The sequence below is a fragment of the Streptomyces sp. genome (assembly GCF_019510245.1).
Lineage (GTDB): Bacteria > Actinomycetota > Actinomycetes > Streptomycetales > Streptomycetaceae > Streptomyces.
In genome coordinates, this window is record NZ_JAEKKT010000257.1 from 1 (window position 1) to 10,451 (window position 10,451).

Sequence of the window (10,451 nt, forward strand, 5' to 3'; positions counted from 1 at the left end):
CGGAAGCCGGGCGCGAAGCGTTCCACCTGGCGTTCGACCCGGTCGGCCATGAGTTCCTGGTCCTTGGTGTCCCAGCGGCCGGTGATCCCCTCGTCGCCGGCGTCGGCGCCGATCTCGTGGGGGATGTGGGTGTAGGCCCAGGCCGATTCGGTGCCCTGCGGGGAGCGGGTGGCGTCGGCGGTGGTCATCTGGCCGAACAGCAGGAAGGGCCGGTCCGGTACCTCCCGCATGGCGATCTGCGCGGCGAAACGAGTGAGCTCGTCCAGGCCGTCGGCGAGGTGCACGGTGCCCGCCCGGGACGCCTGCTCGGCCTGCCAGGGCACCGGGCCGTCCAGCGCCCAGTCCACCTTGAAGGTGGCGAAGTCCCACTGGAACCGGCGCAGGTCCTCCTGAAGCTGCGCGGGCAGGTGCTCGGGGTCGAGGAGATCGCCGTACAGGGCGGGCACCGACACGTCCGCCAGCACCGCGCGGCGCGCCACCACCGCGTCACCGGCCGCCGTCCGCACACCGACGGCCCGCCCGCCGCGCACGACGATCCGCTCGACGCGCTGCCCGCAGCGGATCCGCCCGCCCTGAGCCTCCAGGCGTCGGGCCAGGGCCTCGGTCAGGGCGCCGGAGCCGCCGACGGGGACGGGGAAGCCGTACGTCTGTCCCAGCATGGCCATCAGCCAGCCGAAGCCGCCGCTGCCCGCCGACTCGGGGGCGAGATCGGCGTGCAGGGCGTTGCCGGCCAGCAGCAGCCGGCCGCCCTGGCCGCGGAACTCCTCCTCGCCCATGCGGCGTACCGGCAGGACCAGGGTGCGTGCCACGCGCAGCCCGCCCGCGGCCCGCAGCCGGCGTGCCAGCCGTGCCGTCGCGCGCACGGGCGGGAAGGGGGTGAACAGGGCGTCCAGGATGTCGGGGTGCAGGGACTCCCATACGTCGTGCAGTCGCCGCCAGGCGGCCCCGTCGCCCGGTGCGAAGGCCTCGAGGGACGCGGCGGTGGTAGCGATGTCACGGTCCAGGAGGGCGCAGCTGCCGTCGCTGAGCGGGTGGGCGAGCACGCTGGGCGCGTGGCTCCAGCGCAGCCCGTACCGGTCCAGGCCCAGCGCGGTCAGGACCGGAGAGGCGGCCGCGAGCGGGTAGAAGGCGCTGAAGACGTCGCTGACGTAGGCGGGGTCGACGCCGTGGTCGTGGCGGACGGCGCCGCCCGGCTCCGGCTGCTCCTCCAGCACCTCGACGCTCCACCCGGCGTCCGCGAGCAGGTTGGCTGCGACCAGCCCGTTGGGGCCCGCTCCGATCACCACGGCGTCAGGCATGCCCGGCTCCCGCCACACCCTGCGCCGATGCCTGCCGCGGAGCCTCGCCGGCCTCTCGCACCCCGTTCTCGCACAGCCGGGCCAGGCGGGACAGCATGGTGCGGTGGCGCATCTGGATCACCGCTTCGAAGCCGACGTTGTGCAGTCGGCCGCCCGCGCCCTGGAGGGGGTGCTCGTCCACGATCACCAGGCAGTGCTCACCCCACGGCCGCAGTTCGATCGCGATGCGTGCGGTGCCCAGCGGTCCGGCGTGGGCTTCCAGCTCCAGGTCCACGCCTTCGTCGCAGCGGCGTACGACCGTCTCGTTGGCCAGTTTGAACGGGCCGAGGGGGACCTGGAAGCGGATCGCCGCGTCCTTGTGCGGCCACTGCCCGCGAACCGGCTCGGAATGGGAGGTCCCCACCACCCACTCCGCGTACCGGTGGCCGTCGGCGAGGACGTCCCACACGGCGCTGGGGCTGGCATTGATCAGACGGTGGCGAACGGCCACGATACCTCCAAGGGGCTGCCTGGACCGGGTTGCCCGTCGGCCGTGCCCCGAGTGCCCGAGCCTGACCGGTCCAACCGGCGCCCCCGGGGCCGTGCTTCCGACGGGCGGTGAACCAAGTGACAAGTAGCCCGCCCGTGGCTTCCTGGGTGGATTACCCCAAATACCCGCTCGCTGAGCCGACAGGCGACGGCCGTGGCGCAGTGCACCGTGCCAGGGCTCCCGGGCGGTGCTTCAGCGCACCTCGGGGCGTACGGGACTGCAAGCCGTCAGCGGGGCACCTCGCCCTGTGCGATCTCGACCTCATGGTGGAAGGTGATGGCGCCGGTGGCCACGGCGGTGGCGGACAGGGCCGGTGAGGCGGCAAGGAGGAGGGCTGCCCAGCACATCGACCGGCGAGTGCGCGGCGCGGGAGTGGCGAGGAGTGCCGCGACGCGCTGGGGGACGGGGCCGGCGGTCGCTGCGGGAGCGAGGTCCGGGCGGGTGGAGGACGTGGCATGCCCGGCGAGCGCGGCGCGGGCGATGGCACGGGCCAGCAGCCGGCGATCACCCACCACTGCGGCCGCGGATTCGTCGGCGGCTCGTTCGGCGGCCAGTCGGATCACGGCGCGGGCGGAGCGCAGTGCGGGGTGGCAGTGGGCGGCGAGTTCGGCGGCGGCCAGGAAGTAGTGGTGGCCGCCCCGGTTGTGGGCGCGTTCGTGGGCGAACAGGGCGTCGCGCTCGTCCGGGCCGAGGCTGCGCAGCATGGCGGTGGTGACGACGATGCGGTTGGGGCGCCCGGGCAGGGCATACGCGTCCGGGTGCGGCGCGTCGATGACGCACAGGTCGCCCGCGGTGGGCCGCAGGTCGGCCTCGGCTCGGGCCGTGCGGAAGGCCCGCGTCTGGCGCAGGGCCGAGCGGCCGAGGGTCCAGGCGCCGATGGTGAGCAGGCCAGTGGCGATCACGGCCGCCGGGAGGACCGCATAGTCCGACGGCGTGCGCAGGGGATGGACGAGTTCACCGAGGGCCGCGAAGGCGGGAACCCTGAGCAGCCCGGTCAGCACGAGGCAACCGAGGGCCGCCACGACGGCACCGGCCAGCACCAGGGCAGCAACGGTGAGCGCCCACAGTGCGGTGACGGGGGTCAGCCGGGCGAGGGCCCGGGGGGCGAGCAGCGGCACCACGAAGGGCAGCAGGAGCGGAATCAGCAGCACGGTGGTCATCGCCCGTCGGCCTCCAGCAGGTGGCGCAGAAGCTGTTCGTCGTCCCGCTTGAGCTGGGCGACGAAGCGGGAGAGGACGGTCTCGCGGTCACTGTTGCGGTCGCGGTCGAGTTCGGTGTGCATGCGTCGGGCGGTAAGCCCTGCTGCGTCCTGAACGGGGTAATAGGCGTATCCGCGTCCCTGCGGACGACGGCTGACGATGCCCTTGTCGTACAGACGGGACAGGATCGTCGACACGGTCGTACGGGCCAGTCCGGAGGCGATTTCCGTCTGGACCCGGCCCGGTGTGAGCGGGACGTCAGCGGCCCAGAGAGCAGCCATGACGGCCGCTTCGAGCTCACCCGCAGGCCGTCTTTCGTCCTTCGCGTTGCTCATGGAACGAACCTCACCCCGTCGTCGACTACAGTCGAGTAGACCGTCTACAGAATTGTAGTCCATCGGGTTGTCGCCTTCGCGTGCCCGCCCGTCCCCTGACGAGAGGGCCCGCATCCATGACCTCACCTTTGTTCACGTCCTCACAGCTCGCTGTGAATGTCCTGAGCGCCCAGTCCCTGCTGGCCGCCTTCGGCGTGCTGGGCGTCGGCGTGGTGATGTTCGCCGAGACGGGTCTGCTGATCGGCTTCTTCCTGCCGGGCGACTCCCTGCTGTTCACCGCAGGCCTGCTGTGCACGGGGAGCGGCCAACACGGTGTGAAACTGTCCCTCCCCCCGCTGCTGCTCGCCGCGGCCATAGGCGCGCTCGCCGGGGCGCAGTGCGGCTATCTGCTCGGCCGCAAGGCGGGCGGCGCCCTCCTGGCGCGCAGCGGCTCGGTCCGCCTGCGCGAAGGGGCACACCGGGCCGAGGAGCTGTTGGAGCGGTACGGGTACGCGAAGGCAATCGTGCTGGCCCGGTTCGTGCCAGTGGTGCGGACGGTCCTGAATCCGATGGCGGGCGCGCTCGGTGTTCCGGCGCGGACGTTCACCGTCTGGCAGATGGCCGGCGGGCTCGTGTGGAGCCTGGGACTGGCCCTAGGCGGATACGCCCTGGGCTCCTCCATCCCCGATGTGGACCGCTACCTGCTGCCCATGATCGCCGTGATTGTGGCCGTGTCGCTGCTTCCGCTCGCTGCTGAGTGGTACCGCTCCCGCCGGGCCGCGAAGGCGAAGGAGGTGCGCGGATGATCCTCGCGTTCAACGGCTCGTCGGTCGACGGATCCGCCTACACGGACGTGGTGGATCTTGCTGACCGCTCGCCCGGCTGGCTGGACGACATGGTGTCGGCCTGGTCGACGTACGGACTGGCGGTGTTCGCCGTGCTGATGGCCGTCGCCTGGTGGCAGGCGCGACGAGTGGGCGCCACAGCGGCGGTGATCGCACTGGCCGTTCCGCTGGTCGTGGTCGCGGGGTACGGGGTGGATGTCGCCCTGAAACTGGTCGTGCGCGAGGCCCGGCCCTGCCAGAGCCTGCAGGTGCCCACCCTGGAGGCATGCCCGGCGCCGGGCGACTGGTCCTTCCCCAGCAACCACGCGGCCATCGCCGCAGCGGCCGCGGTCGCCCTCTGGTTCGTCTCCCGTCGGCTCGGTGCCGTCGCGGTCGTGGCCGCCTGCGCGATGGCGGTCTCCCGGGTCTGGGTCGGTGCGCACTATCCGCACGATGTCGCGGCAGGAGTGGTCGTGGGAGCCCTCGTCGCTGTGGGCCCGATGGCGGTGCTGCGCCGTCACCCCGACTCGCCGGCCGGGTGGATCACCGGCACGCGACTGCGCCCGCTGCTGGCGGCGTCATGAAGCGCGCTGACGTCTGCGACACGGCAGGCAGCGTCGGCCTCGGGGCGTGGACGGCATTCGGCGTACTGACCATGATGGTGATCGGCGACGGGAAGCCGCTGTACGGCGACGAGGACCTGTCGTCCTGGTCCGTCGCGCACCGCCCGGCCGTGGCCGAGGCGCTGGCCCGTGGCCTGACCGCCACCGGAACCGGCGTCATACCGTACGCCCTCGCCGCACTGGCGGGAATCATCGCGGGGCGCACCCTGCGCCGACGCGCCGTCGCCACCACGCTCTGCCTCATCTGCCTCGGAGCGGGACAGGCGGCACGGTACGGCGTGATGACCCTCGTCGCCCGGCCCCGCCCCGACCGGACGGACTGGGCGACGCACGCCTCGGGTTGGGCCTTCCCGTCCGGCCACACCACGACCGCAGCCCTCACCGCCGGACTGCTCGTCATCGCCGTGTGCGTACGCGCCCCACGCGGCAGGACCCTACTCGCCCTGGTCATCGGCTGCTGGGGCGCCCTGGTCGGCCTGAGCCGCGTCTACCTCGGGGTGCACTGGTTCACCGACGTCCTCGGCGGCTGGCTGTTCGCCATCGGCTGGCTGGGACTGTGCCTGTGCGCCGCCGCCTGGCGGCTGCCCGAAAGGTTCATCGCAGGTACGCCGGACACCGACCAAAGGCCTACGGAGGGCCATGCGCCACAAGATCCTGGTCGTCGAGGACGATCACGCCCTGCGTGACGTCCTGCTGCGCGGCCTGCGCGACGAGGACTTCGACACCGTGCCCGCCCCGGACGGAGCATCCGCCCTGCGGCTGGCCGGTGACGACATCGCCGCGGCCGTGCTGGACGTCGGATTGCCCGACGCGGACGGCCGAGACGTGTGCCAGGCGCTGCGGGCGAACGGATTCCTCTCCCCCGTCATCTTCCTGACCGCCCACCACCGGCTCACCGACCGGCTGTCCGGGTTCTCCGCCGGGGGCGACGACTATCTGCCCAAGCCGTTCCACCTGGCCGAACTCGCCGCCAGACTACGGGCGGCGGTCAAACGCGCCGCAACGCTCCCCGCGGCCACGGCCGGCGATCTGCTCCTGGACGCCGTCCGGCACAGCGTCAACGTGCGCGGCACCCAGGTCGACCTCACGCCGACGGAGTTCCGCCTGCTGGCGGCGCTCATGACCGGCGCCGGGGGTGTCGTACGCCGGCGAGAGCTGCTCAGAGCAGGGTGGCCCGAAGGGGCCCAGGTCAGCGACAACACCCTCGACCAGTACCTGACCCGGCTGCGTCGCAAGCTGCGCGAGGCGGACAGCGATCTGACCATCACCACCGCCCGCGGGATCGGCCACCGCCTGTCATGAGCCCTGCGTTCTTCCGGCTGACGCCGCGCACCCTGCGCGGCCGCCTCTCCCTGGTGGCCCTGACCACCGCCACCCTCCTGATGGTGATCCTCACCGTCGCCTTCAACACCGTCATCCGCCACCGCCTGCAGCACCAGGCCGACGACGAGTTGCACACCCGGGCCGCCGCCGTCGCCACCACCATCGACACGAACGGCCGTACGGTGCGTGTCCTGGAGACCTCCAACGACCGGCTCCTCGACACGAACGTGTGGATCTACACGGGCACCCGGCTGCTCGAACAGCCACCGACCACCACAACCCCCAGCGCCCTCGCCCGCGCCGCCGACAGGCTCGTGCGACAGGGCGGGAGTCACTGCCTCACCGCCGGCGGACCGGACCCCGCCCGGCTGTGCAGCCAGTCCGTGTCCGGCGGCCGGAGCACGGCGACCGTCGTCACCGCGCTGGACCTCACCCCCTACCGGAGTTCGGCCGACACCCTGCTCGTGGCGTCGCTGGTGCTCGACGCGGTGATGCTCGCCTGCACCTACCTCCTGACCCGCCTCGCGGTCGGACGCGCGCTGCGTCCCGTGGGGACCATGACCGACCAGGCCACCCAGTGGAGCGCCGTCGTCTCCGAGGAACGCTTCAGCGCGGCCCGGCGTCCGGCCGAACTCGCCCGTCTGGGCGCGTCGTTGGACGCGCTGCTGGACCGCATCCGAGCCGTCCTGCGTCATGAGCAGCAGCTGACCGGCGAGTTGTCGCACGAGCTGCGCACCCCGCTCAGCCGGATCGTCGCCGAACTCGACTGGTGGCAGGCCCGCCCACGCTCGGCCGCCGAAACCGAAGCCACGCACGAGGTGATAGCCGACGCCGCCCGGTCCATGCGTGCCATCTGCGACACCCTGCTGAACAACGCCCGCGAGGGCACACCCACCACTCCCGGCACGGCCGAGATCCTGCCCGTACTGCACCGACTCGCCGCACACCTGGACGCACCGGTCCACGTGACGCTCGACGTACACGACGAGGGCTCCCCGCCCGAGGCCGGAGTCCAGGCCACCCTCCTCGAACGCATCATCAGCCCGCTGCTCACCAACGCCGTCCGGTACGCCACCTCACGCGTCACCGTCACCGTCCGCCGGGAGTCGGACGGCGTCCGCATCGACATCGTCGACGACGGCCCCGGGGTACCCGAGTCGTTCGCGGCGCAGCTCTTCCAGCCCGGCCGGCGGGCCGACCCCGGCGACGGACACGGCGGAGCGGGCCTCGGGCTGCCGCTCGCGCGACGCCTGGCCCGCTCCGCCGGGGGCGAGGTGACGTACGCCCCCGGGCACCCGACCGGAGCCCGGTTCACGGTCAGACTGCCCGCAGGCTGACCGCCTCCCGCTCAATCGCCCCCCTGCCGGGAGGCGGCGGTCCGGTGCTCCTGTGCCTGGGCATACGCCATCAGATCCACCAGGGTCGCCGGCAGCACCGCCGACGAACCGCCGTACCGAAATCGGAGCCACTCGGCCACCTACGCCGTACGCGAGATCTGCTCAGGCTCGGTGACGTCCTTGCGCGTCACCACGAGGAACACCACCAGACCGAGGATGACCGCGAGGAACAGCACGCTGGTCACCACGGTGCCCAGGCCCACGCCGCCGTCACCGGTCGGCTGGGAGAGATAGTCGCCCATCGACGCGCCGAGCGGGCGGGTGAGGACGTAGGCGATCCAGAAGCTCCACACCGCGTTCGCCCCGAGCGCGAAGCGCGCCACCGCCACCGCGGCGATGGCGAGGGCGAACAGAACCGCGGAGACCCAGTAGCCCAGCGCCATCCGCTCGGCGACCAGGTCACCGGCCGCGGTGCCCAGCGCGAAGGTGAACAGCACCGCCAGCCAGTAGAACGACTCGCGGCGCAGGGTGTCGATGCTGTGGATGGAGAGCGTCCGCTCGCTGCGGTACCAGGCGGCGAACACGATCGCGAGGACGACGGCGAACACCGTGGTGCTCGTCGTGAGCGGTACGCCCATGTTGTCGGTGAGGTTGTCGCTGATCAGGGTGCCGACCACGCTGATCAGGGCGACGGCGAGCCAGTACACGCCGGCGCGGTAGGCGGTCGTGCGGAACTGGACGACGAGCACCACCGCGAGCAGCGCGCTCATCAGCAATGACACACCGGTCAGGCCCAGTCCTGCCTTCTCGTTCAGCAGGTCGGCCGCGGTCTCACCGACCGTCGTGCACAGCACCTTGATCACCCAGAAGTACACGGTGACTTCGGGCACCTTGTTCCAGCGAAGTCGATGACCGCGGGCGGTCGCGGCGGGATTGCCGGCCGCCGCCGTCTCAGAAGTCTCAGATGTCATGAGGCCCGACCGTGCCACCGGAAACCTGAACGCATCCTGACTGCTGCGCGGCACCACCCGCCGCTGCCGGGCCGCGCGTGGAACATGACTGCCATACGCCATGGCCCAGTCGGTGATACTGGCGCTCCGTCCCGGCCCAGACCCAACGACGGAAGCGGGCCGCCGTGATCGTCCCGCCCAGCCCCCATTCCTCAATCCATGCCGACAGGGTGACCGGCTGGCTGCGGCGACGCCTCGGACGAGCGGTGGCGCTCGCCTGTCTTGCGGCGCTGCTGCTCTGCTGCTGATCGCGGCTCCGGTGGTGGCAGCGGCCGTCTGCGCCCTGTCCTTCGCCGTGGGCCGGCTCGCGGCGCGCGTCCTGCGTCTGGACGCCCCGGCCGCTTCTGCCCGACAAGCCGCACCTGCTGCTGCCGGTTCTCGCGTGCGGGCTGTTGCAGAAGACGGCGGCAAACAGGGTGGTACGGATGACTCGCCCTCGGCGACCACCGTGCCGGGTGTCCTGACCGGTGAGCCCTTTCGGGGAGGTCATCGAAGACCTGCGGGGCTCGCTTCTGTTCGATAATGGGTGTTGGGGTGAGCGTCTACGAACCCAGCGGTCGCCTCATGCCGCTGTGAGCGATCTCGGGGAAGGGCAGGTTCCATGACGGACTCCGACGGCGAGCGCAGGCCGGCGGGCGAACTGGAGGCCAGTGTGCTGGCGGCTCTGTGGGCTGCGGGGAAACCGATGTCCGCGGCGCAGGTGAGAGGGGCGATTCCGCAGCCGCTGGCCCGGACAACGGTGGCGACGTTGCTGATCCGCCTTCATGAGAAGGGCGTGGTGGATCGCAGCCCTGCCGCACGCGGTTTCCTCTACTTTCCCGTGGCGGACTCTCACGGCCTGACCGCACGGCGGATGCACCAAGAGCTCGACCAGGACCACGACCGCAGCACGGTGCTGGCCCGGTTCGTCGAGGGTCTCGGCCCGGACGACGAAGCGGAGCTTCGGCGTCTGCTGGAGGGGGGCCGGCAGTGATCGCACTGCTGCTCGTTCCGCTCGTGCTGCCCTTCGCACTGCCCCCGCTGGCCCGGCGAGTGGTCGACCGGGTGCGGCCCGACGCAGCGCTGTGGGTGCTCACCTCGGCCTCGGTGGCCCTAGCGGTGGGTGTCGTAGCGTGCCTGGGCGTCCTTCTGCTCCCCGTCGCGCTCTCCGTTCCGGTGATCGCCGGCCTCGCCCACCTCATCCAGCCCCTGGAGGCCGGACCCACAACCCTGGTCATGGCTGTCTCCGTCTTCGCCGGTGGGGCCCTGGCAGTCACGTGCATCACTGCCGTACGCCGAACGCAGTTGGAAGTGCGGCAGCTGCGCGCGGCCCACGTCGACGTCGCCGGCCTCCCGGACGCCGGCGGGCTCTGTGTCGTCGACGACGCCCGTCCCGACGCCTATGCGCTGCCCGGCGGTCGCCACAGCCCGAGCCGGGTCGTGGTGACGACCGGCATGCTGCGCGCGCTGACCGCGGACGAGCGCGAGGTCCTCCTCGCTCACGAGCGCGCCCACCTCGCCGCGCGACACCACTTGTTCCTGGCCGCCGCCCAGCTGGCCGGCTGGTGCCACCCGGCGCTCGCAGCCGTCGCACCGCAGGTGTCGTTCGCAGCCGAGCGCGCCGCGGACGAGGCCGCGGCGCTCGCTGCCGGCGACCGGACGCTGACAGCGACCGCCGTCGGCCACGCGGCGCTGGCCACCAACCGCACGCGCACTGTTCTGCCCTCCATCGCTCCCAGTGCCGTCACAGGACCAGTCCCGGCGCGCGTGAAGGCCCTCCTCGCCCACGCGCCGGCTCGGCGCCTGGCCCCTGTGCTGCTGGCGTTCGTGGTCCTGATCGGCCTCGCCGGTGGCTCCGCCCTGGCCGGGGCCGCCTCGGTGCACCGAGGTGTGGAGATCGCCCAGGGCGAGCTCCCCCGCCCCTGACTCCTGCGGGACACCGCAACCCGCCGAGTCACGACTGGTGGGGCAGCACACTGTTCTCCAACTACCTGATCGGTCTGCGCGAGGGCCTG

At 72.1% G+C, this 10,451-nt stretch carries 12 protein-coding genes and 1 pseudogene; 8 read left to right on the plus strand and 5 right to left on the minus strand.

Annotation, left to right across the window (positions count from 1 at the left end; genetic code table 11):
* From JF597_RS48090 to JF597_RS48105, 4 genes are all read right to left on the minus strand, one after another.
* Positions 1 to 1,298: NAD(P)/FAD-dependent oxidoreductase (locus tag JF597_RS48090; protein WP_294011911.1), on the minus strand; the 1,298-nt coding region annotated here is incomplete at its 3' end.
* Positions 1,291 to 1,788 (minus strand): SRPBCC family protein, encoded by a 498-nt coding sequence (locus JF597_RS48095; RefSeq protein ID WP_294011914.1) that lies wholly within the window; start codon positions 1,786 to 1,788, stop codon positions 1,291 to 1,293. The genes JF597_RS48090 and JF597_RS48095, both read right to left, overlap by 8 nt.
* Before the next feature lie 266 nt (positions 1,789 to 2,054).
* Entirely contained in the window at positions 2,055 to 2,987 is a 933-nt protein-coding gene (locus JF597_RS48100; protein ID WP_294011916.1) for a M56 family metallopeptidase, read from the minus strand.
* A complete protein-coding gene (locus tag JF597_RS48105; protein WP_069761985.1) occupies positions 2,984 to 3,361 on the minus strand; it encodes a BlaI/MecI/CopY family transcriptional regulator in 378 nt (125 codons plus the stop codon). The genes JF597_RS48100 and JF597_RS48105 overlap by 4 nt, the downstream gene beginning before the upstream one ends.
* Positions 3,362 to 3,477: 116 nt before the next feature.
* Here JF597_RS48105 and JF597_RS48110 point away from each other — a divergent pair, with 116 nt between their 5' ends.
* Genes JF597_RS48110 through JF597_RS48130 form a run of 5 tightly spaced genes read left to right on the plus strand, consistent with a single transcriptional unit; the run spans position 3,478 to position 7,447 of the window.
* Entirely contained in the window at positions 3,478 to 4,146 is a 669-nt protein-coding gene (locus JF597_RS48110; RefSeq protein ID WP_294011921.1) for a DedA family protein, read from the plus strand.
* Positions 4,143 to 4,748: a phosphatase PAP2 family protein gene (locus JF597_RS48115; RefSeq protein WP_294011923.1), complete on the plus strand. Its 606-nt coding sequence runs from the start codon at positions 4,143 to 4,145 to the stop codon at positions 4,746 to 4,748. Before JF597_RS48110 ends, JF597_RS48115 begins: the two co-directional genes overlap by 4 nt.
* Positions 4,745 to 5,473 (plus strand): phosphatase PAP2 family protein, encoded by a 729-nt coding sequence (locus tag JF597_RS48120; protein ID WP_294011926.1) that lies wholly within the window; start codon positions 4,745 to 4,747, stop codon positions 5,471 to 5,473. Before JF597_RS48115 ends, JF597_RS48120 begins: the two co-directional genes overlap by 4 nt.
* On the plus strand, positions 5,427 to 6,089 hold the full coding sequence (locus JF597_RS48125; RefSeq protein ID WP_294011929.1) for a response regulator transcription factor: 663 nt from the start codon (positions 5,427 to 5,429) through the stop codon (positions 6,087 to 6,089). The genes JF597_RS48120 and JF597_RS48125 overlap by 47 nt, the downstream gene beginning before the upstream one ends.
* Positions 6,086 to 7,447: a HAMP domain-containing sensor histidine kinase gene (locus JF597_RS48130; protein WP_294011932.1), complete on the plus strand. Its 1,362-nt coding sequence runs from the start codon at positions 6,086 to 6,088 to the stop codon at positions 7,445 to 7,447. Before JF597_RS48125 ends, JF597_RS48130 begins: the two co-directional genes overlap by 4 nt.
* Before the next feature lie 140 nt (positions 7,448 to 7,587).
* Here JF597_RS48130 and JF597_RS48135 read toward each other — a convergent pair whose 3' ends face one another.
* Positions 7,588 to 8,418 (minus strand): hypothetical protein, encoded by an 831-nt coding sequence (locus JF597_RS48135; RefSeq protein WP_294011935.1) that lies wholly within the window; start codon positions 8,416 to 8,418, stop codon positions 7,588 to 7,590.
* A 277-nt stretch (positions 8,419 to 8,695) separates the two neighbouring features.
* Here JF597_RS48135 and JF597_RS48140 point away from each other — a divergent pair.
* The 3 genes and pseudogenes from JF597_RS48140 to JF597_RS48150 form a co-directional block, all read left to right on the plus strand.
* A pseudogene (locus tag JF597_RS48140) lies at positions 8,696 to 8,921 on the plus strand (sodium-dependent transporter); the annotation flags it as partial.
* A 137-nt stretch (positions 8,922 to 9,058) separates the two neighbouring features.
* Entirely contained in the window at positions 9,059 to 9,430 is a 372-nt protein-coding gene (locus JF597_RS48145; protein WP_294011938.1) for a BlaI/MecI/CopY family transcriptional regulator, read from the plus strand.
* Positions 9,427 to 10,362 carry a M48 family metalloprotease gene (locus JF597_RS48150; protein WP_294011940.1) on the plus strand — a complete coding sequence of 312 codons (936 nt, stop codon included), beginning with the start codon at positions 9,427 to 9,429 and terminating at the stop codon, positions 10,360 to 10,362. The genes JF597_RS48145 and JF597_RS48150 overlap by 4 nt, the downstream gene beginning before the upstream one ends.
* Positions 10,363 to 10,451 lie beyond the last annotated feature (89 nt).